General features: G+C 72.5%; 22 protein-coding genes. 7 read left to right on the top strand and 15 right to left on the bottom strand.

Features of this window, described 5'->3' with window-relative positions:
- Positions 1–2 precede the first annotated feature (2 nt).
- The 3 genes from A5696_RS17305 (at position 3) to A5696_RS17295 (ending at position 2820) form a co-directional block, all read left to right on the top strand.
- Positions 3–305 (top strand): DUF3349 domain-containing protein, encoded by a 303-nt coding sequence (locus A5696_RS17305; protein ID WP_067881498.1) that lies wholly within the window; start codon positions 3–5, stop codon positions 303–305.
- 68 nt (positions 306–373) lie between these two features.
- Entirely contained in the window at positions 374–1456 is a 1083-nt protein-coding gene (gene menE / locus A5696_RS17300; RefSeq protein ID WP_231964363.1) for an o-succinylbenzoate--CoA ligase, read from the top strand.
- 11 nt (positions 1457–1467) lie between these two features.
- Positions 1468–2820 carry a hypothetical protein gene (locus tag A5696_RS17295; protein WP_067881495.1) on the top strand — a complete coding sequence of 451 codons (1353 nt, stop codon included), beginning with the start codon at positions 1468–1470 and terminating at the stop codon, positions 2818–2820.
- Between the two features lie 440 nt (positions 2821–3260).
- Here A5696_RS17295 and A5696_RS17290 read toward each other — a convergent pair whose 3' ends face one another.
- From A5696_RS17290 to A5696_RS17280, 3 genes are read right to left on the bottom strand one after another with little or no spacing between them, the layout of a single operon-like run.
- The gene (locus tag A5696_RS17290; protein ID WP_067881492.1) at positions 3261–3923 is read right to left on the bottom strand and encodes a DUF2064 domain-containing protein; all 663 of its coding nucleotides are present in this window, start codon (positions 3921–3923) and stop codon (positions 3261–3263) included.
- Positions 3920–4576: a glycosyltransferase family 2 protein gene (locus A5696_RS17285; RefSeq protein ID WP_067881488.1), complete on the bottom strand. Its 657-nt coding sequence runs from the start codon at positions 4574–4576 to the stop codon at positions 3920–3922. Before A5696_RS17285 ends, A5696_RS17290 begins: the two co-directional genes overlap by 4 nt.
- A gap of 3 nt (positions 4577–4579) precedes the next feature.
- Positions 4580–6211 (bottom strand): hypothetical protein, encoded by a 1632-nt coding sequence (locus tag A5696_RS17280; protein ID WP_067881486.1) that lies wholly within the window; start codon positions 6209–6211, stop codon positions 4580–4582.
- 393 nt (positions 6212–6604) lie between these two features.
- Between A5696_RS17280 and A5696_RS17275 the strand changes: the two genes are divergently transcribed.
- Positions 6605–8143: a hypothetical protein gene (locus tag A5696_RS17275; protein ID WP_231964362.1), complete on the top strand. Its 1539-nt coding sequence runs from the start codon at positions 6605–6607 to the stop codon at positions 8141–8143.
- Here A5696_RS17275 and A5696_RS17270 read toward each other — a convergent pair.
- The gene (locus A5696_RS17270) at positions 8140–9171 is read right to left on the bottom strand and encodes an NAD(P)-dependent oxidoreductase (protein ID WP_067881480.1); all 1032 of its coding nucleotides are present in this window, start codon (positions 9169–9171) and stop codon (positions 8140–8142) included. The two genes, A5696_RS17275 and A5696_RS17270, sit on opposite strands and share 4 nt — an antisense overlap.
- The gene (locus A5696_RS17265; protein WP_067881570.1) at positions 9168–9944 is read right to left on the bottom strand and encodes an S-methyl-5'-thioadenosine phosphorylase; all 777 of its coding nucleotides are present in this window, start codon (positions 9942–9944) and stop codon (positions 9168–9170) included. Before A5696_RS17265 ends, A5696_RS17270 begins: the two co-directional genes overlap by 4 nt.
- A gap of 60 nt (positions 9945–10004) precedes the next feature.
- Between A5696_RS17265 and A5696_RS17260 the strand changes: the two genes are divergently transcribed.
- Positions 10005–10877 carry a 1,4-dihydroxy-2-naphthoate polyprenyltransferase gene (locus A5696_RS17260; protein ID WP_067881567.1) on the top strand — a complete coding sequence of 291 codons (873 nt, stop codon included), beginning with the start codon at positions 10005–10007 and terminating at the stop codon, positions 10875–10877.
- A gap of 107 nt (positions 10878–10984) precedes the next feature.
- Here the strand turns inward: A5696_RS17260 and A5696_RS17255 are convergent, their stop codons facing one another.
- Positions 10985–11341 (bottom strand): DUF4229 domain-containing protein, encoded by a 357-nt coding sequence (locus tag A5696_RS17255; RefSeq protein WP_067881477.1) that lies wholly within the window; start codon positions 11339–11341, stop codon positions 10985–10987.
- A 46-nt stretch (positions 11342–11387) separates the two neighbouring features.
- Here A5696_RS17255 and A5696_RS27715 point away from each other — a divergent pair, with 46 nt between their 5' ends.
- Positions 11388–11546, top strand: a complete 159-nt coding sequence (locus A5696_RS27715) for a hypothetical protein (RefSeq protein ID WP_156738452.1) — start codon at positions 11388–11390, stop codon at positions 11544–11546.
- Between the two features lie 6 nt (positions 11547–11552).
- Here A5696_RS27715 and A5696_RS17250 read toward each other — a convergent pair whose 3' ends face one another.
- The 9 genes from A5696_RS17250 to A5696_RS27200 all read right to left on the bottom strand — a co-directional run bounded on the left by A5696_RS17250 (position 11553) and on the right by A5696_RS27200 (position 19398).
- Positions 11553–12848, bottom strand: coding sequence for a MinD/ParA family protein (locus A5696_RS17250; protein WP_067881473.1), 1296 nt, complete (start codon positions 12846–12848; stop codon positions 11553–11555).
- A 44-nt stretch (positions 12849–12892) separates the two neighbouring features.
- Positions 12893–13864, bottom strand: coding sequence for a c-type cytochrome biogenesis protein CcsB (ccsB, locus tag A5696_RS17245; RefSeq protein ID WP_067881470.1), 972 nt, complete (start codon positions 13862–13864; stop codon positions 12893–12895).
- Positions 13861–15441 carry a cytochrome c biogenesis protein ResB gene (locus A5696_RS17240; RefSeq protein WP_067881561.1) on the bottom strand — a complete coding sequence of 527 codons (1581 nt, stop codon included), beginning with the start codon at positions 15439–15441 and terminating at the stop codon, positions 13861–13863. Before A5696_RS17240 ends, ccsB begins: the two co-directional genes overlap by 4 nt.
- Positions 15442–15542: 101 nt before the next feature.
- On the bottom strand, positions 15543–16322 hold the full coding sequence (locus tag A5696_RS17235) for a cytochrome c biogenesis CcdA family protein (RefSeq protein ID WP_067881466.1): 780 nt from the start codon (positions 16320–16322) through the stop codon (positions 15543–15545).
- Positions 16319–16888, bottom strand: a complete 570-nt coding sequence (locus A5696_RS17230) for a TlpA disulfide reductase family protein (protein ID WP_067881564.1) — start codon at positions 16886–16888, stop codon at positions 16319–16321. The genes A5696_RS17235 and A5696_RS17230 overlap by 4 nt, the downstream gene beginning before the upstream one ends.
- 17 nt (positions 16889–16905) lie before the next feature.
- A complete protein-coding gene (locus tag A5696_RS17225; RefSeq protein ID WP_067881463.1) occupies positions 16906–17514 on the bottom strand; it encodes a histidine phosphatase family protein in 609 nt (202 codons plus the stop codon).
- On the bottom strand, positions 17514–18857 hold the full coding sequence (gene hemL, locus A5696_RS17220; RefSeq protein WP_067881460.1) for a glutamate-1-semialdehyde 2,1-aminomutase: 1344 nt from the start codon (positions 18855–18857) through the stop codon (positions 17514–17516). Before hemL ends, A5696_RS17225 begins: the two co-directional genes overlap by 1 nt.
- A 60-nt stretch (positions 18858–18917) precedes the next feature.
- Complete coding sequence (locus tag A5696_RS17215) at positions 18918–19259, bottom strand: hypothetical protein (protein ID WP_067881457.1); 342 nt, start codon at positions 19257–19259, stop codon at positions 18918–18920.
- Positions 19240–19398: an FAD-dependent oxidoreductase gene (locus A5696_RS27200; protein WP_255382106.1), complete on the bottom strand. Its 159-nt coding sequence runs from the start codon at positions 19396–19398 to the stop codon at positions 19240–19242. The genes A5696_RS17215 and A5696_RS27200 overlap by 20 nt, the downstream gene beginning before the upstream one ends.
- Positions 19399–19504: 106 nt before the next feature.
- Between A5696_RS27200 and A5696_RS17210 the strand changes: the two genes are divergently transcribed.
- Positions 19505–19996 carry an STAS/SEC14 domain-containing protein gene (locus tag A5696_RS17210; RefSeq protein ID WP_067881453.1) on the top strand — a complete coding sequence of 164 codons (492 nt, stop codon included), beginning with the start codon at positions 19505–19507 and terminating at the stop codon, positions 19994–19996.
- Positions 19997–19998 lie beyond the last annotated feature (2 nt).

Below are 19998 nucleotides of genomic sequence, written 5' to 3'. Positions count from 1 at the left end.
ACGTGAACGGATTCCTGAGCTCGATCGTCTCGTGGCTGCGCGCGGGGTATCCGGAGGGCGTTCCACCGACGGACACCTTCCCGGTGCTGGCCCTGCTGACCCGCCGGTTGGGTCACGACGAGGTCATCGCGGTGGCGCACGAGCTCATGGAGCGGGGCTGCTTCGACGACATCGACATCGGTGTGGCGATCACCCAGATCACCGACGAGCTGCCGTCGCCGGAAGACGTCGAACGCGTGCGGACGCGGCTGGCCGCCCACGGCTGGCCGTTCGACGAGCCGCGCGACGCCCAGGACCCCGCATAGCCGTCCTGCGTGCGCTCGGCGTGCCGCCGGGTTCCGCGGTCGCGGTGCTGTTGCCGGCCCTGGAGCGGGTGCTGGACGGGCGCGATCCCGCGCTGGTCGCGCTGGCGCCCGGCGACGACGGCACGCCGCGCGCCTTGCGGGTGGGCGAAGACATCGACGACGACGTGGCCCTGGTCGCGACGACGTCGGGAACCACCGGCGCGCCCAAGGGCGCGCTGCTGACGGCCGCGGCGCTGACCGCCAGCGCGTCGGCCACCCACCAGCGCCTCGGCGGCCCCGGCGCCTGGCTGCTGGCCCTGCCGCCCCACCACATCGCCGGGCTGCAGGTGCTGGTGCGCAGCGTGCTGGCCGGGTCGGCGCCCGTCGAGCTGGACGTGTCCACCGGTTTCGACGTCAGCGAATTGCCCTCCGCGATAAGGCGATTGGGTCCCGGCCGACGCTACACGTCGCTGGTCGCCGCGCAGCTGGCCAAGGCGCTGGCCGAGCCGGCGGCGGCGGCCGCGCTCGCCGGGCTGGACGCCGTGCTGCTCGGCGGCGGACCGGCGCCGCGGCCGGTCCTGGACGCCGCCGCGGCGGCGGGCATCGCGGTGGTCCGCACCTACGGGATGAGCGAGACCGCGGGCGGCTGCGTCTACGACGGCGTCCCGCTGGACGGGGTGGCGCTGCGGGTCGGGGCCGACGGGCGCATCGTCATCGGCGGCGCGACGCTGGCGAAGGGCTACCGCAACCCGGTCGACCCCGACCCCTTCGCCGAGCCGGGCTGGTTCCGCACCGACGATGTGGGCTCGGTCGACGAGGCGGGCGCGCTGACCGTGCTCGGCCGCGCCGACGACGCGATCAGCACGGGCGGCCTGACGGTGCTGCCGCAGCCGGTCGAGGCCGCGCTGTGCGCCCATCCCGCGGTCGGCGACTGCGCGGTCTTCGGTGTGCCCGACGACCGGCTGGGGCAGCGGGTGGTCGCCGCGGTCGTGGTGCGCGACGGCAGCGCGGCGCCGACGCTGCAGGCGCTGCGGGCCGAGGTGACCCGTGCCCTGGACGCCACCGCGGCGCCGCGCGAGCTGCACATCGTCGAGGCGCTGCCGCGCCGCGGGATCGGCAAGGTGGACCGGGCCGCCCTGGTGCGCCGGTTCGCCGGCGCGAGCGGTCAATAGGCTGGTCGACCGTGAGGGTCGCGCGGCGGGAGTCGGCAGCCGTCGCGGCCGGGGCCGTCCTGGTGGCGGCGGCGTTCGTGCTGCCACGCCTGCACTGGGGCGTGCGGCCGCGCCTGGACGTGGGCCAGGAGCGGTTCGGCACGCACGCCGGGGCGTCGCCGATCTTCGGGGCGTGGGAGATCCACGCCAGCTGGGGAACCGGCCCCGCGATTCTGATCGCGGTGGCCGCCGTGGTGTGGGGACCCGCTGTGGCGCAACGCCTTTCGTGGCGGGCTCTGACGCTGGGCACCTGGGCCACCGCCTGCGCGTGGGCGTTTGCGCTGGCGATGATCGACGGCTGGCAACGGGGCTTCGCCGGGCGCTTGACCACCCGCGACGAGTACCTGTCGCAGGTGCCGACGATCACCGACATCCCGGCCGCCGTCCGCACCTTCGCCAGCCGGATCGTCGACTACCAGCCGAACTCGTGGACCACCCACGTCTCCGGGCACCCGCCCGGCGCGCTCCTGACGTTCGTGTGGCTGGACCGGATCGGGTTGCACGGCGGGGCGTGGGCCGCCCTGCTGTGCCTGCTGGCCGGGTCCAGCGCTGCCGCGGCCGTGGTGATCGCCGTGCGCGCGCTCGCCGACGAGGGCACGGCGCGCCGGGCCGCGCCGTTCGTGGCGGTCGCGCCGACGGCGATCTGGGTGGCGGTCTCGGCCGACGGATACTTCGCCGGGGTCGCGGCGTGGGGCCTGACGCTGTTGGCCCTGGCCGTGCACCGTCCGGTCCGGTTCCCCGCGCTCGTCGCCGCCGGGGCGGGCCTGCTGCTGGGGTGGAGCGTGTTCCTCAGCTACGGCCTGGTCCTGCTGGGGCTGCCGGCGCTGGCGGTGCTGGTCTCGGCCTCCGATTGGCGCGCGGTGCTGCGCGCGCTGGGTCCCGCGGCGCTGACCTCGCTGGCGGTGGCGGTGGCGTTCGCCGTGGCGGGATTCTACTGGTTCGACGGGTACGCCCTTGTGCAGCAACGCTATTGGCAGGGCATCGCGAAGGACCGGCCCTTTCAGTACTGGTGGTGGGCCAACCTGGCGTGCGTGGTGTGCGCGATCGGGCTGGGCAGCGTCGCCGGGATCAGCCGCGTCTTCGATGCGGCCGCCATCCGCCGCCGCTCGGGTTTCCACCTGGTGCTGCTGGCGATGCTGGCCGCCATCGCCTGCGCCGACCTGAGCATGCTGAGCAAGGCCGAGGTGGAACGGATCTGGCTGCCGTTCACCGTCTGGCTCACCGCGGCGCCCGCCCTGCTGCCGGTGCGGTCACATCGCTGGTGGCTGGCGGTCAACGCCGTCGGCGCCCTGCTGGTGAACACCGTGATGGTCACCAACTGGTGACTTGCGTGTGCGCTGACGGCTTTGCGTGTGCATGTAGGGCGGGATTTCGGCGATTTTTCCGCCCAGCGTTCACGCGCAAAGCCCAGGGCTCACACGCAAACCGGGAGGGGTGCCGCCACGGCGAGTGTGCTCTGACGGCATTGCGAGTGTGCGCTGACGGCTGCGAGTGTGCGCTGACGGCTTTGCCGTGTGTACTGACGGCTTTGAGTGTGTATTTAGGGCGGGATTTCGGCGATTTTTCCGCCCAGCATTCACACGCAAAGCCCAGGACTCACACGCATACCGGGAGATGGTGCCGCCACGGCGAGTGTGCTCTGACGGCTTTGCGTGTGCGCTGACGGCTTTGCGTGTGCGCTGACGGCTTTGCGTGTGCATGTAGGGCGGGATTTCGGCGATTTTTCCGCCCAGCATTCACACGCAAAGCCCAGGACTCACACGCATCAGATGCCGGCCGTGCGGGTGACCCGCGCGAAGCGGCTTTCCGGCCCGCACGCGTCGCGGACCGCGGCGACGTCGTCGGCGACGTCGATGTCGGCCAGGCGTTGCACCTGTGTCACGCGAATACCGTTGTCGCGCAGAGCCTTCAGCGTGAGCTCCCCGGTGTCGGGCCGAGACATCGGCACGGTGCGCAGGCATTCGGCCATCGTCGGTGCCGCCACGCCGAGCACCCACCAGCCGCCGTCGTGGGCCATGCCGAGGATCGCGGGCGCGCCGAGCAACTTCCGCGCGCAGGCGCTCAGCAGTGCGGCGGTGACCTGCGGGGTGTCCATCCCGATCTGCAGGACCGGATGACCGTCGGCCGAGTCGGCGTGGGCGTTGGCGAGCCGGTCGGCGAAGTCGTCGCCGCGCTGCGGGATCACGGCGAACGACGCGAGCCGTTGCCGGATCTCGGCGGAAGCCGCGGCGGCGTCGAGCTCGCCGGTGAGGGCGACCACCCGGGCGGCCACCGGCGCGGCCGCCACCGCGTCCAGCGTGTCCAGCAGCGCGGCGGCGGCGATGTCGGCGGCGACCCGGTCCCCGACCGTCGCCGCGAGCCGAGTCTTGGCCCGGCCCGGCTCCGGCGCCTTGGCGACCACCAGCACGGTCACCGGCAGCACGCTCACGAGATCACCTTCCAGAAGTCGACGATCGCGGTGATGCTGCCCCGCAGCGAGCCGCTGACCTTCGACTTGCCGCCGGTGCGCGGGCCGTAGCCGACGTCGAGTTCGACCACGCGCCAGCCGGCGGCCGCCGCGCGCACCAGCAGTTCCAGCGGGTAACCCGAACGCCGGTCGGCGACACCGAGATTCAGCAGCGCGTCCCGGCGCGCCACGCGCATGGGCGCGATGTCGTGCACCGGCAGCCCGTGGCGGGTGCGCAGCCGCCAGCTCATCACCACGGTGCCCACCCGCGCGACCCACGGCCAGTGCAGCCCCGGCACCGGCCGGCGCCGGCCGATCACCAGGTCGGTGCCGGTGTCCAGCGCCTCGACCAGCCGGGGCAGGTCACCGGGGTCCATCGAGCCGTCGGCGTCGATGACCGCCACGACCGGGGTGGTCGCGGCGACCACGCCCGCGTGCACCGCGGAGCCGTACCCGGGCCGCGATTCGGCCACCACCCGGGCGCCGTACCGGGCGGCCACCGCGGCGGTGGCATCGGTGCTGTTGTTGTCCACCACCAGCGCGTGATAGCCGGCCGGAATGGCGGCCAGTACCGCCGGCAGCGACTCTTCCTCGTTGAGACACGGCAGCACGACCGTGACCGCGTCCTGGGGCATCGGTCAGTGCTGGGTATGCGGGAGCAGCGGTTTCACCGGTTGCTGCGGGGTCACCGGCTGCTGCGTGTGCGGCTGCGTCGGGATCGTCTGCGTTTGGGTGTGTGGTGCCTGCGTCGTCGGCTGCGGTGCCTGCGTCGTCGGCGCCGGCGTGGTGGTGTGCGGCGCCTGGGTCGTCGTCGGCGCCTGCGTGGTAGTCGGCGGCTGCGTCGTTGTAGTCGGCGGCTGCGTCGACGTCGTCGGCGGCTCCGTCGTGGTCGGCGGAGTCGTCGTGGGCGGCGACGTCGTCGTGCTCGGCCCCAGCGTCGTCGTCGGCGGGGTCGTCGTGATCACCGTCGTGGAGGGCGGATACGGGTTCGGATAGGGGTTCGGGTACGGAGGCCGCCAGCCCGGGTAGGGGATGATGATCGGCACCGGGATTGGCACGGCCGGGTTGGGATTCGGCACGAAACCGGGCACGCCCGGCGCCGGATTGACCGGGGCCGGCGCCCCGCCGGGCGACATCAGCTGCGGCGGGATGTAGCCGTTGGAGTCCGGGATGACGCCGCCCTGGAAGCCGGCGTTGGGCTGATCGGCCGGCGGCGGTGGCACCGGGGCCTGCTGCTGCGTCGGCAACAGCGGCATGAACTTGCCCGGGGCGGCGTTCTGGTGGCCCACCACGGGTTGCTGGCTCGCGGTCGGCCGGATGGCGATGGCGACCGCGGCGGCCAGCGATGCGAATCCGATGACGGCAAAGGCGATGACGGCGTTGCCGAGCACCAACGAACGCCTGCTCAACGGCATCCGGCCGGTCTCGGCCTCGCCCTCCCCGAATTCGCCGAAATCGTCGTACTCGGGCCCGAACTCGTCCATCCCGAACGGCTCGCCCTCGCCGGCCATCGAGTACGCCAGCTGCGGCCCCCCGGCGGCCGCCCCGGCCGCGGGAGCGAACGCGGTCTCGTCCCCGGTGAGCGCGGCCGCCGGCGCGATCGCGGTGGCATCGCCCGCCGCCGGGGGCAGGGCGGCCATCGCCGCGCCGCGGGCGACCGCAAACGTGGGGTCCTCGGGAATCTCCACCCGCATGGTCGACGCGTCGCGCAGCTGGTCGGCGACCCCGGCCAGGTTCGATGACGCCCCAACGAGGTAGAGCTCGGTCGGGGCGCCGGGCTGGTCACCGAGCCGGGCCATCATGGTGTCCAGCGCGGCGGTGGCTTCCGGGCCCGAGCCGCCGGCCAGGGGCTGGCTGGCCAGCATGGTCGGCGGCGCGTCCGGGTCTCCGCCCGAAACGACCGACAGCGTCGCCGTCTCGTCGTCGACGACGAGCACACCGCCGGCCCGGCCCGCCGCGCGCATCAACGCCGTCACCGCCTGCGATTCGGAGAGCACCGCGACGTCGTGCACACCGGAGTCCTCGAGCGCCCGGCGCAGCTGGTCGGCCTTGGCGGCGTCCGGCCAGCACAGCCGGGTGGCGACCAGCCGGTGGTTCTCGTCGGCCAGTAGCCGGCTCGTCCCGGCGACGGTCTGGGTCAGGGTGTCGACCGGACGGTCGGCCAGGTCGACGACGGATTGGTCGAGCACGTCCGAACCTTGGCCGCCCGACCCGACGAGCGCCAGGCGGGCGACGGAACCCGTGACCGCGACCCCCAAAACGACGTCCATCCAGGCTCTCCTTCGGCCGGCTACCCCACAACCAGCATGTCCCGGCATCATTACACTGCGATACCGTCGGCACTAACAGTCATTCGGGCGACACGTTCGCCTGTGCAGCGTAACCGGGTTGGCAAACCGGCAAAGCCGCACGCGTTCTGTGCACTGCCGCGTCGTCCGAACGGAGATTATGTTTCCAAGTGAGCAACGAAGTCGGCGCGGCAGGGGGTTCCCCCGCCTCCCGACCCACGTTGCGCCGCAAGTGACCGTCCTCGACATCCGGGGGGAACCGTGAGTCAGACCGGCGACGACGCCCCTACCGGCCCCATCCGCGGGCAGCTCCAATCGCCGCCGCCGGGGCGCCGGCCGGCCGGTGAGGTCCGGGCGCCGACGCGGCGGTGGAGCATCGCCGGCGACCTGACCGCGGCCGCGCTGCTCGTCGTCGCGCTGCTGCTGCCGTGGAACCTGTACTTCGGCATGGGCATCCCGGGCAGCAACAAGCCGCTGCTGGCGGTGCTGTTCGCCGTGACCCTGCTGTCGCTGGTGTCGATCGCGCTGGCCGGCTCCTGGCGGTCGTCGAGCGCGCGATTCAACCCCGGGCTCGCCGCGCGGCTTCGGCTGGCGCTGAACCTTCCCTACGCGCTGCTGGTCCTCGGCTTCGTCGCGTTCGACGTGTTCGAGACCGTCCGCTTCGGCGGCACCGTGAACGTCCCGGGCGGCGTCGGGCCGGGCGCGTGGCTGGGCATCGCCGGCGCCCTGCTGGGCGCGCGACCCGTGCCGGCACCGGCGGCCGATCAAGACATCCGGGCCGTCCGGATCGTCGGCTACGCCTCGATCGTCGGCGCGGCGCTGAGCTTCGGCTTCAACCTGTTCTGGCGGGTGCGTTACGCGCTGCAGGGCGACTTCGGCAAGCAGAACGTGGCGGTCATCGCGACGGCGCTGGTGTACGGCGTGGTGGCGCTGGCCGCGGTGGTCGTCGGGTCTCGGTGGCTGCTGCGCAGCAGCAGGGCCGCCCGGCTGGCGACCGTGGCGCTCGGGGTGTCGACGCTCGTCGCCGGGATCCTGGTGTGGCTCCTGCCGATTGGTCGTGACATCGACGCGTTCCACGGCATCGCACAGAACACGTCGACGGCGGGGGTCGGGTTCGAGGGCTACCTGGCGTGGGCGGCCGCCGCGGCGATCTTCGCCCCGGCCGCGCTGCCGGCCCGGCGCCACCCGTCGGCGACCGAGGAGAACGCCTGGCGGGCGGCGGCCCGAAATGGCTTGCTGCTCATCATCGTATGGTGCCTGGGATCGATGGTCATGCGCATCACCGACCTCATCGTCGGCGTCAGCCTGAACTACCCCTTCTCGCGCTACGACAGCGTGGTGCTGGCCGCGTTCGACCTGGCCACCGCGCTCCTGGCGGTCTGGCTGCGCATCAACCTGGGCAACGACGCCGTCTCGGGCCGGCTGATCTCGGCGCTGTGCGGGCTGGTCGCCACCCTGAGCATCACCCGCGTGGTGGTCGGCGTGGCGCTGGCGCCGCGGTTCGAGGAGCCACCCAACGCCCCGGCGCCAAACCCGGTGTACGGCAACAACCTCGCCCAGCAGATCACCAGCACCTTCGACGTCGTGCTGTGCGTGCTGGGCTTGAGCATCCTCGCGGCGGCGGTCATCACCGGCCGGCTCAGCGTGCGACGGCGGCGCCGCCGCCGCGCCGCCCACAAGCGGGGCGCTCCCCCGGGCTCGGCGGCGCCGACGACGCGCATCCCCGTCGGCCACGCCGGGGCGCCGTCGGCGGCCGCGACGACGCGGATACCGACCCACGGCCGCGAAGCACCCACCACCGCGATGCCGCAACTGGCCGGCTCGCCGCGGATCTTCCGCGGCGACGACTCCGCCACCCGGCAGATCCCCGTCCACAAGCCGCGGATCTTCCGCCCCCCGCAGGGCCCGGGTTAACGCAACGGCGCGAAGGCGAATTCGCGCAGGCCGTCGCGCGGGTCGACGGCCGCGCGGAAGCCCAGCACGTCGGCCGCGCGGGCCGGGTCGGCCACGATATGGCGCACGTCGCCGCTGCGGTACTGCCCGGTGACCACCGGGCGCAGCGACCCGTCCCGCGCGTCGCACAGCGCGTCGGCGACCTCCAGGATCGAGATCGGCCGCCCGGAGCAGACGTTGAATGCCGCGAAACCGTCGGCGTCGACGGTCGCGGCGGCGAGGTTGGCTGCGGCCACGTCGTCGACGTGCACGAAGTCGCGCATCTGACCGCCGTCCTCGAAAACCCTTGGCGCCTCGCCCTTTTCCAGCGACGAGCGGAAGATCGCGGCCACCCCGGAGTACGGCGTGTCGCGCGGCATCCCGGGGCCGTACACGTTGTGGTAGCGCAGCGCCACCACGGAGCCGCCCGTCGCCTCCGACCACGCCAGCGCGTAGTGCTCCTGCGCGGTCTTGCTGGCCGCGTACAGGCTGCGCGGTCGCAGGGCCGCGTCCTCGCCGACCAACCGCCAGGTCACGTCGAGACCACATGCGGGGCAATGGTTTTCGAAGACGCCGGCGTCGAGGTCGGCGCGCCGCCGCGGCGGCGGGTCGACGACGCCATGCTCGGGGCAGGCGTAGTGGCCCTGGCCGTAGACCACCATCGACGACGCCAGCACCAGGCGGCGCACCCCCGCGGCGAACATCTGCGCCAGCAGCACCGTCGTGCCGTAGTCGTTGTGGCCGCCGTAGGCGGGCGCGTCGGCGGCGTCGACGCCGGCACCGACCATCGCCGCCTGGTGGCAGACGACGTCCACGCCGTCCAACAGCGGGGCCAGCGCGTCGCCGTCGCGGACGTCCACCCGCCGACAGCCCTTCGGCAGCACTGCATTCGGGCCGTGCGCGGCGGGCAGCAGGACATCGATGGCGACCACGTCGTGACCCGCCGCCCGCAGCGCGGCGTCCACCCGCGACCCGATGAAGCCGGCCGCGCCCGTCAGCAGAACCCTCATGGCAGCTCCACCGGCAGGGTGACGCCGGTATGCGGCTGGCAGTGCGTGCACGTGCGCTCGGCGGCGACGCGGCGGATCGCCGCGCGCACCAGCTCCTTGAAAAGCTCGATGTTGCGTTCGAATTGGGCGAACACCTCGACGGCCTTCACCCCCTCCCCGGCCGCGATGCCGGCGTCCAGGTCGGTTACCAAAGCGATTGCCGCGTAACAGATTTCGAGCTCGCGGGCCAGCACCGCCTCCGGGTAGCCGGTCATGTTGACCAGGCCGAAGCCGGCCGAGGCGAACCACCGGCTTTCGGCGCGGGTGGAAAAGCGCGGGCCCTGGATCACCACCATGGTGCCGCCGTCGACCACGTCGGGCAGGCCCGTGGCCGCGGCCCGCAGCGTCGGACAGTACGGGTCGGCGAAGTCGACGTGGACGGCACCGGAGTCGAAGTAGGTGTCGGCTCGGCCGCTGGTGCGATCGACCAACTGATCGGGGACAACCACCGCGCCCGGCCCGTTGTCGGGGTTCAGGCTGCCGACGGCGCACGGGCCGAAGACCCGCCGCACGCCGAGCTTGCGCAGCGCCCACATGTTGGCGCGATACGGCACGGTGTGCGCCGAGAACTGGTGGGTCGCGCCGTGCCGGGGCAGGAAGGCCACCTCGTGGTCGCCGACGGCGCCCACCGTGACGGGCGCGCTGGGCGGGCCGTACGGGGTGTCGACGTCGACGTTGCGGACGGACGAGTCGAAGAACGTGTAGAAGCCGCTGCCGCCGATGACTCCGAGCATCCGCCCATTGTGGATGCCCCGCGTTTGATCGCCGGGGGCGGGCACCGGCAGGATGCCCTGGTGGCCAGTTTCGCGCAGTGGGTCGAAGGCGCCCGGCCCCGGACGCTGCCCAACGCGGTGGCGCCGGTGGTGGCAGGCACCGGCGCCGCGGCGTGGCTGGGAGCCGCGGTGTGGTGGAAGGCGCTGCTGGCGCTGGTCGTGGCGGTGGCGCTGATCATCGGCGTCAACTACGCCAACGACTATTCCGACGGGATCCGCGGCACCGACGACGACCGCGCCGGCCCGGTGCGGCTGGTGGGCTCGCGGCTGGCGAGCCCACGGTCCGTCCTGACCGCGGCGGTGGCGAGCCTGTCGGTGGGCGCGGCGGCCGGGCTGGCGCTGGCGCTGCTCAGCGCGCCGTGGCTGATCGCGGTGGGCGCCGCCTGCATCGCCGGGGCGTGGCTGTACACCGGCGGGTCAAAACCGTACGGCTACGCGGGTTTTGGCGAGCTCGCGGTGTTCGTGTTCTTCGGCCTTGTCGCCGTGCTGGGCACCGAGTACACCCAGGCGCTGCGGGTGGACTGGGTCGGGCTGGTGCTTGCGGTGTCGATCGGTGCGCTGTCGTCGTCGGTGCTGGTGGCCAACAACCTGCGAGACATCCCCACCGACGCGCAGTCCGGCAAGATGACGTTGGCGGTGCGGCTGGGCGATGCCCGCACCCGGGTGCTCTACCAGGCGCTGCTGGCGACGGCCGCGCTGTCGACGCTGGTGCTCACCGCGGCGACCCCGTGGTGCGCCGTCGGGCTGGTGGCCACACCGCTGGCGCTGCGCGCGCTCGCGCCGGTGCGCTCCGGCCGCGGCGGGCGCGAGCTGATTCCGGTGCTGCGGGACACCGGGCTGGCGATGGTGGTGTGGGCGATCGCGGTGGCGGGGGCGCTGGCGCTCGCGCATTGACTGGCTGTGCGCTCCTGGCTTTTGGTGTGCGCTCGGGGCGGCCTGGGCCGGCGTGTCGTCGCCCCGGGCTCACACTCAACGCCGTGAACGCACACTCGGCGCAAAAGCTACGCGTCGGGCTCCTCGGGCTCCTGCCGGTCCGGTGCGGCCTCCCCGCGCAGCCGGGCCTGCAGCTGTTCGCGTTCCCGGCGCCGCCGTTCCCCGGCGATGGCCAGCCCGGCGGTGGCGCGCCGGCGCAGCGGCGCGAACAGCCAGATGCCCAAGGGCATCGCGAGGATCAGGGCGAACAACACGGCCACCACGAGCGGGAACTGCGTGACCCCCAGCAGTCGCGCGACGCCGTAGATCGCCGCGCCGAGCGCGGCCACCAGCACCAGCCGCGCCGCCGCGTAGAGCAAGACGTCGACGAGCACGCGGCGGCGCGCGGGCTCTCCAGTGCTGTTGTCCCCAGGACCTTCTGACACAGCTCGAGCCTACGGTGCAGGTATATTCGCTCGGAGGAGGTGTTGAGTGCTCTACCTGCTGCTCGTCGTGATTCTGGGGACGCTGATCTACGTTGGCTGGCGCGCGGCGCGGTCACAGGCCCATCGGCCCAAGACGCGCGTCATCGGACCCGACGACGATCCGGACTTCCTGCGGCGGCTAGGTCACGGGGACAAACCGCTCTAGGCCCCTCTAGGCGACACCCGGGTTGCGCTGATCGCCGGGGAACCCATCGGCCACGACGGCCGCCAACTCGGTGAGCGCCTCGCGCGTCCCGCGCCGCAATCGATCCAGCTCGATCTCGGCGCCCTCTTCCAGGTGCGGGTCGAACGGGATCAGGCGCACGGCGCGGCAGCGGCGCGAGAAGTGATCGATCACCTTGTTCATGTCGACCTTGCCGGTGCGCGGGCGCACGCCGTTGATGACCGCGATCGAGTTGCGGACCAACTCCTGGTGCCCGTGTGCGTCCAGCCAGTCCAGCGTCGCCGAGGCGCTGCGCGCGCCGTCGATGGACCCCGAGGCGACCACCAACAACACGTCGGCCTTCTCCAGCACCGACGACATCACCGAGTGCAGCAGCCCGGGGCCGCAGTCGGTGAGCACCAGGCCGTAGAACCGCTCCAGGATGTCCAGGACGCGGGTGTAGTCGTCGGCCCCGAACGCCTCGGAGACGGCCGGGTCGGTATCGGACGCCAGCACCTCCAGCCCGCTCGGGCCCTTCGAGGTGTAGCGGCGCACGTCGCTGTAGCGCTCGATGCTCCCGGCGTCGTGCAGCAGCTGCCGCACCGTCGCCGCCGTCTCCAACGGGATCTTCTGGCTCAGGGTGCCGCGGTCGGGGTTGGCGTCGACGGCCACCACCCGGTCGCCGCGGATGGACGCGAAGGTCGCCCCCAGCGTCGCGGTGATCGTGGTCTTGCCGACGCCGCCCTTCAGCGACAGCAGGGCGATCCGGTAGCAGCCCCGCAGGGGCCGGTTGACCTGGGCCACCAGGTTGTTGTGGCGCAGGGCGCGGGGGCTCTCGCCCAGGTTGATCAGGTGGCCGGACAGGTCGTAGACCAGCCGGCGCCAACCCTCCGACGGCGGGGGCTTGACCGGCCGCAACAGCATGCCGGTGGACAGCTCCGGGTAGGGCGTGTGCGGCAGGTGCTCGGGCCGGTACGGGGGCGCCTGGGCTTCCGCAGGCGGCGCCTCGGCGGGGCCGTTGTAGTAGGCGCCGTAGGCGGTCGGGTCGACGCGCGGGATGCCCGTGACCGGGGTGGAGTCCCAGGGCGGCATCGGGCCGCGCGCGGGCGCGGGTCCTGCCGCCGTCGACGGTGCCGCCTCCCGCCGCTCGACCGGGGGGACCCGGCGCTCGGTGCGGAATCCGGCGAAGGCGCGGGTCGGCGCGTCGCCCGAGTCCGCCGGCGGTTCGCCGGATTGCCGGGCAGGAGGCAGCCCTGTGGTCTGCGGCTCGGGCGGCCCGACGCCCGTCGTTGGATGGTCGGACACCTGCGCTCCCCCTTGTTGCGATTACTTAGGTCGGTTGCTCACTGTCATCCCACGCCCGCATACGAATGCAGGCCCACGGTGACCAGGTTAACGAAGAACAAGTTGAAGACCATGGCCACGAAACCCACGACGTTGATCCACGCCGCCTTCCTGTCCCGCCATCCCGCGGTCGACCTGGCATGCAGATAGGCCGCGTATACCACCCACGCGACAAACGAAACCGTCTCCTTGGGATCCCAGCCCCAGTACCGGCCCCAGGCCTCCTCGGCCCAGATCGCGCCGAAGATGACACCGAAACCGAACACGGGGAAGGCGAAGATGGTGGTCCGGTAGGCGACGCGGTCCAGGGTCTGCGCGTCCGGCAGGCGCCGCACCATCCTGGCCAGCGCGCCGTCGGCGTCGCTTTCGGAAAGCCGCGACGTGCGCAGCAGGAACAGGATGCTGGCGATGCCGGCGACCATGAACACACCGGAGCCCAGGCTGACCACCGACACGTGGATGGGCAGCCAGTAGGACTGCAGCGCGGGCATCACCGGCGCGGCGTTGGTGTAGAGCCAGCGCCCGGAAACCGTCAGCAGGACCAGCACTGGCACCAGCAGGAACACCCACAGGGGGCGGTATTGCGGCCGGCGCAGCACGACCGCGCCGGCGACCAGGCCGCAGAAGCAGGTCAGGTTGATGAACTCGTACATGTTGCCCCACGGCACCCGCAGGGTCGCCAAGCCGCGCAGCACGATGCAGGCCGCCAGCAGCCCGATGCCCAGGTAGACCACGGCCAGCCCGGCCCGCCCGACGCGCTCGTCGAACGGCCGCTGGTCGCCGTCCTCCACGATGCCGGGGAGGGCGCTGTCGGCGGCGACCGCGCCGGCCGGGACGCGCCGGTCCACGCGGCGGCTCCCCACGTAGGCCAACTCGAAGGCCAGCAGCAACATGGCCACCACCAGCGCCACCACCGCCGAGGTGAACGCCCAGTCCGAGGCACGCGCCAGCCCGATGTCGACGTGCAGGGTGTTCATGTGACGTCCACCTGAGAACTCCTTTTGGACGCGGCGGGCGTGGGCAGGCCGGGGTCGCCCAGTCCTTCCGCCAGCCGCTCGGTCAGCCGCTCGAACTCGTCGCCCCACCCGGAGTTGTCGGTGCGCGCCAGCCCGCCCAGTTCGACGTTCACCGTACCGGCCGCCCCGCCGCCCGCCGCCGTGAGCCTGACCCACACCCGGCGGCGGCGCACCAGCAGCGACACCAGCAGCCCGGCCATCATCGTGACGGCGAAGACGAGCACCCAGGTCTGGCCCGGGTCGTGGGAGACCTGCAGGTTGACGAACGGCACGGCGCCGTCGAAGCGGACGACGGTGCCGGCGGCCGGACCCTGGTCGAGCCGCACCTGCTGGCCGGCGCGCAGGTTGACCCTCTTCTCCTTGGTCAGCCGGCCCTGCTCGATCAGCCGGGGATCGAGCGCGAACAGGGACTGGGGCCGGCCGGTGTCCAGGCCGGTGTCGCCGCGGTAGATGTCGACGGCCACCGCGGGGGCGTTCAGGGCGGGAAAGCGCGACGACAACAGCGACCCGTCGAGCTGCTCGGTGGGCGCCAGCAGGCCCTGGATGGCGATCTCGTGCCGGCGGCGATCGGCGGCGTTGGGATAGCTGCCGGCGGGCGGGTCGATGCGCGCCACGCCCGAGCTGAGCAGGGTCTGCGGGTTGTCGGGCCGCCACTGCACGGTCGACGTGCGCGTCTGCCCGTCCGGGAAGATCACGGTGAACGTCGGCGCGTAGCCGTGGCCCTGCAGGTACACCCGGTCGCCGCCGACCCGCAGCGGGTGGTTGACCTCCAGCAGGTAGTGCCGCCAGGTGTTCGCGGCGAGATCCTGGCCGGCCTGGTAGTCGACGTCGGCGGCGAACGAGGTGGCCTGCCCGGACGGCAGGTAGTGGGCCTGGAAGTCGTTGACCCGGATGCAGATCGGGCGCAGTGACGTGCCGTCGACGGTGTTGCCGGCGCGGAACGAGTCGAACGCGGCCGGCGACGCCGAGCAGAAGCCGGGGCCGCCGTCGGCGATGACGATCACGTTGCCCTCGTAGCCGAAGAGCTTGCCGACCGCCACGGCGACCAGCAGGCCCAGCAGCGAGAAGTGGAAGACGATGTTGCCGAACTCGCGCAGGTAGCCCTTCTCCGCCGAGACCTCGACGACTTCGCCTTCATGCCGGATGGCCGTGCGCCAGCCGCGCAGCCGGCCGGCGACCGTGTTGGCCAGGGCGTTCAGGTCCGCGGCGTCTCCGGCGACCTCCGCACTCGCGTGCTTGGGCAGCCGGGACAGGTTGCGCGGGGCGGGCACCGGGGTGGCGCGCAGGCTGCGCGCGTGCTCGATCATCCGCGGGGTCAGGCAGCCGACCAGCGAGACGAACAGCAGCACGTAGACCGCGGTGAACCAGAAGCTGGAGAACACGTCGAACGCCTGCAGCCGGTTCAGCCAGGGTCCGATCACGCGATGGGCCTTGAGGTAGTCGTCGACCTTGCCGGCGTTGAGGCTGCGCTGCGGCAGCAGCGCGCCGGGTATCGCGCCGAGCGCGAGCAGGAACAGCAGCACCAGCGCGGTGCCCATCGAGGTCAGCGCGCGCCAGGTGTTGCGGCTTTTCGCGGCGAGCAGACGCAAAAGCCCCCAAAATGGGCCACTTTGGGGTGCTTTTGCGTCTGCTCGCGCCATCAAATCGGGAGCCTCACGTCGGATACGAACGCGTCGCGCAGCCAGGAGATGAAATCGTTCCACACCCCGGTGACCAGCAGCACGCCGACCGCGATCAGCAGTGCGCCGCCGAAGATCTGGATGGCCCGGGTGTGCCGCCGCAGCCAGCCCAGGGCCCCCACCGCACCCGCCGAGCCGAACGCCAGCAGCACGAACGGGATGCCCAGCCCCAGGCAGTAGGCGATCACCAGCGCGACGCCGCGCGCGACATTCGCACCGTCGGTGGCCGAGGCCACGGTGATCACCCCGGTCAGCGTCGGCCCCAGGCACGGCGTCCACCCGAGCGCGAACACCGCGCCGAGCAGCGGCGCCCCCGCGACCGTCGTCAGCTGTCGCGGGCTGAACCGCGCCTGCCGCTGCAGCGCCGGGATCAGGCCCACGAACACCAGCCCCATCACGATGGTCAGCACTCCCCCGGCCCGCTGCAGCGCCAGCTGGTTGGTGATCAGCGTGGTGGTCATGCCGAGCACCGCGACGGTGCCGAGCACGAACACCGTGGTGAACCCGGCGACGAACAACGCCGCCGACCCTGCGACCCGCCACCGGGCGGCCGGCGGGGCCTTCAGTGCCCCGGGGGGCGGCTGCTCGTCCACCCCGACGACCGCGGCCAGATAGGACAGGTAGCCCGGCACCAGCGGCACCACGCACGGCGAGGCGAACGACACCAGCCCCGCCAGCAGGCACACCCCCAGCGCCACCAGCAGCGGCCCGGCGGCGGCGATCTGCGCGAAGCCGGTCACGATTCTTGCGCCACCCGCTGCACGACGGGCTGCAGGTCCTGGGCCAGCAGCTCGCGCAGGAAGACCGCGGCGACCCGGTGCTGCCGGTCCAGCACCAGCGTGGACGGGATGACGGTGGTGGGGTACTTGCCACCGAACGCGATCAGGGTGCGCATCGCCGGATCGTAGAGCGACGGGTAGGTCACGTGGTGGTCGTCGACGAAGTCCAGGGCCGCCTGGCGGTTGTTGTCCCTGACGTCGATGCCCAGAAAGGACACCCCGGCCCCGCGGGTGGCGTCGTAGACCTGCTGCAGCTGGCCGACCTCGGCGCGGCACGGTCCGCACCACTGCCCCCAGATGTTGACGACGACGACCTGGCCGGCGAAATCGTCCAGCGACCGGGTGTGCGCGGGGTCGGCCAGGTCCGGTCCGGACAGCGGACCGGGCCGGCCGCGGCTGGACGGCGGGTTGTAGTAGATGTCGGTCTTGCCGCCGGGCGAGACGAATTCGAAGGTGCCGCCCTGGGCCACCGCGTCGTGGCCGGACGAACAGCCGGCGACGAGGGTCGTCAGCACGACCCCCGTCAGCGCCAGTCGCCACCCGGTCAAGGCGCCGCCGGTTGGAAGTACTCGATGTCGACCAGCCGGTCGCCGTCGTAGATGAGCGTGGTGATCGAGCACAGCCCGCATTCGCGCCGCCGCGGGTCGTGCCAGAGCCGCTTGCCGCTCAGGTGCAGCCGCAGCGTCCACACCGGCAGCTGGTGGCTGACGCACACCACCTCCTGGCCCGTGCCGCGGGCGCGCGCCTTGTCCACGGCGGTCGTCATCCGGTTCGCGATCTCGGTGTAGGGCTCACCCCACGACGGCGTGAAGGGGTCGCGCAGCCGCCACCAGAACCGCGGGTCGCGCCACGCGCCGTCGCCGGGGCCGACACGGCGGCCCTCGAAGAAGTTGGCCGACTCGATCAGGTCGGGGTCGGTGTCCACGGCCAGGTCGTGCTTGGCGGCGATGGGCACGGCGGTCTCCTGGGCGCGCTGCAGCGGGGAGGCGATGACGGCGACGATGTCGCGGCCGGCCAGCGCCTCGGCGACGGCGTCGGCCTGGGCTCTGCCCTTGTCGGACAGGTGGAACCCGGGCAGCCGCCCGTACAGGACGCCGCTCGGGTTGTGCACCTCGCCGTGGCGCACTACGTGGACGCGGGTTTCGTCGGCCATCAGGGCTTGTCCTCCTCGGCGGCCCGGCGGGCGGCGTCGGGCAGCGCCCCGGCGACCCGGTCGAACGCGTCGTCGTCCAGGGCGGTCGAGACGAACCACGCCTCGAATGCGCTGCACGGCGGGTAGACGCCCGCATCCAGCAGGGCGTGGAAGAAGGGTGGGTAACGCCACGTCTGGGTCGCGCGCGCCGACGCGAAGTCGGCCACCGGCGTTTCGGAGAAGAACACGCTGAGCATGTTGCCGGCCTGCGGAACCTGATGTGGCACACCGGCTTTCGTGAGCGCCTCCGATATCAGCCCGGCCAGGCGGTCGGCGTTGGCGTCCAGCGCGGCGTAGGCGGCGTCGTCGGCGGCGCGCAGCGTGGCCAGCCCGGCGGCCATGGCGACCGGGTTACCCGACAGCGTGCCGGCCTGATACACCGGCCCCAGCGGCGCCAGCCGCTCCATCACCTCGGCCCGCCCGCCGAACGCGGCGGCCGGCAACCCGCCGCTCATCACCTTGCCGAAGGTGAACAGGTCGGCTGCGACGGGATCGATTCCGTACCAACCACTTCGGCTGACGCGGAAGCCGGTCATCACCTCGTCGACGATCAGCAGCGCGCCGTGTTCGGCGGTGACCGCGCGCAGCGCCGCGTTGTAGCCGGGTGCGGGCGGCACCACTCCCATGTTGCCGGGGCTGGCCTCGGTGATCACCGCGGCGATCTGGTCGCCGAAGTTTCCGAAAGTCTGGCGCACGGCCTCGATGTCGTTGTAGGGCAACACGATCGTGTCCGCCGCGGCCGCGCCGGTCACGCCGGGCGAGGACGGCAGGCCCAGCGTCGCAACGCCGGAGCCCGCGTCGGCGAGCAACGCGTCGGCGTGGCCGTGGTAGCAGCCCGCGAACTTGACGATCTTGGCCCTGCCGGTGAACCCGCGGGCCAACCGGACGGCGCTCATGGTGGCCTCGGTGCCGGAATTCACCAGCCGGATCCGCTCGACCGGGGCGACCCGCCCGATGATCTCGGCGGCGAGCTCGCTCTCGGCCGGCGTCGGCGCCCCGAACGACAGGCCGGAGGCGGCGGCCTTGGCGACGGCGTCGACGACGGCGGGATGTGCGTGGCCGAGGATCATCGGCCCCCAGGAGCAGACCAGGTCGACGTAGCGGTTGCCGTCGGCGTCGGTGAGCCAGCACCCGCGCGCCTCGGTGATGAAGCGCGGGGTCCCGCCCACAGCCGTGAACGCCCGCACCGGGGAGTTCACCCCGCCCGGAATCACCGCGCAGGCGGCCTCGAACAACCTCGCCGACGCCGCGGTGACCCCGGTCGCGGCCGGGGCGGGTGCGGTCGCCTGGTCACTGCTACCCATGCCGACCAGTGTCCCAGCCTCCGCAAATCGTTCAACTACAGGGTGTAGCAGACGCGGGGGTCAGGCGTCTTGCCGGTCCGATTCCTGGGCGGCCCGCAGCTCGCGCCTGGCGGCTTCACGCTCCCGTTCCGCGGCGCGTTGGTGCGCGGCGACGTCGCCGAGGCCTTCCTCGACCGCGAGTTCCTGGATTTCGGCGGCGCGTTCGTGGGCGGCACCCGCCTCGTAATGGCGCTGCAGGTCGCGTCGATGCGCCTCCCGGTCGCGCTCGTGGGCGCGCTCGGCGCGCTCGGCGGCGAGCTTGACGTCGTCCTCGGTGACGGCCTTGCGGGCGGCCAGCTCCGCGCCCCGCCGCTGCAACTCCCGGGCGCGCTCGGCGGCCTCATCACCAGGCGAAACGGCCATGACGCGACATTACGCCGGTTGCGCCGCCCGTGCGGAGCCGCGGCGCCTTCTCGATCAGCGTCGGCTCGCGGCCGTAGCGCCGCAGCCAGTACGCAAGCGTGGGGCCGGCGATGCCGGCACCGACAATGGCGATCTTCATGCGTGCAGACCTCCGGTGAATGAAGCTGTCGCTATCATAGCACTAGGCAACAGTTGCACTGGGAAGTAGAATCTGGAGGCGGGTCGGCGTCCGAGAGGAGGTCGTTGTGCTGAAGGAACTTTCGGGCATGCCGCCCGGAATTCAAGCCCTGGAGGCCGTCGGGACGGTGACGGCGGCGGACTACGGACGGGTGTTTGCACCGCTGGTCGATCGGGCGCGACGGAGCGGAAGCCGGATGCGGCTGCTCTACCAGTTCGGCCCGGCCTTCCAGCGCATCACGGCCGGGGCGCTGTGGGCCGACGCCCGAGTTGGGTTGGGCTACTTGCCAATCCTCGACGGCTGCGCCGTGGTGAGCGACATCGGCTGGGTCCGCGCACCGGCGCGCGACATCGGCGCGTGGATGCCATGCCCGGCGCGGGTGTTCGACAACGCCGAACGCGATGACGCCGTGGCATGGCTGGCCTCACTGGGGCAAGCCTCCGACGTGTCGGCCCGCGATATGGCCAAGGCCTACATCGGTGGGGTGGGCGCCGCAGTCGCGAGCCCTACCGGGCTGCTCGTCTCCAGGGGCATCGGCCACCCGGCATCGGCGGGCTGAGA

Source organism: Mycobacterium sp. E2699, from assembly GCF_001666745.1.
Classification (GTDB): domain Bacteria; phylum Actinomycetota; class Actinomycetes; order Mycobacteriales; family Mycobacteriaceae; genus Mycobacterium.
Note: the sequence above shows the minus strand (reverse complement) of the source record. Positions and strands in the feature narration are given on the sequence as shown.

Coding starts and splice junctions, on each gene's coding strand:
- A5696_RS17225 (WP_067881463.1), bottom strand. CDS start 17,514: ATGGCCGACGAAACCCGCGTCCACGTAGTGCGCCACGGCGAGGTGCAC.
- A5696_RS17215 (WP_067881457.1), bottom strand. CDS start 19,259: ATGGCCGTTTCGCCTGGTGATGAGGCCGCCGAGCGCGCCCGGGAGTTG.
- ccsB (WP_067881470.1), bottom strand. CDS start 13,864: ATGAACACCCTGCACGTCGACATCGGGCTGGCGCGTGCCTCGGACTGG.
- A5696_RS17240 (WP_067881561.1), bottom strand. CDS start 15,441: ATGGGCACCGCGCTGGTGCTGCTGTTCCTGCTCGCGCTCGGCGCGATA.
- A5696_RS17280 (WP_067881486.1), bottom strand. CDS start 6,211: ATGGACGTCGTTTTGGGGGTCGCGGTCACGGGTTCCGTCGCCCGCCTG.
- A5696_RS27200 (WP_255382106.1), bottom strand. CDS start 19,398: ATGAAGATCGCCATTGTCGGTGCCGGCATCGCCGGCCCCACGCTTGCG.
- A5696_RS17265 (WP_067881570.1), bottom strand. CDS start 9,944: ATGCTCGGAGTCATCGGCGGCAGCGGCTTCTACACGTTCTTCGACTCG.
- hemL (WP_067881460.1), bottom strand. CDS start 18,857: ATGGGTAGCAGTGACCAGGCGACCGCACCCGCCCCGGCCGCGACCGGG.
- A5696_RS17270 (WP_067881480.1), bottom strand. CDS start 9,171: ATGAGGGTTCTGCTGACGGGCGCGGCCGGCTTCATCGGGTCGCGGGTG.
- A5696_RS17285 (WP_067881488.1), bottom strand. CDS start 4,576: ATGCCCCAGGACGCGGTCACGGTCGTGCTGCCGTGTCTCAACGAGGAA.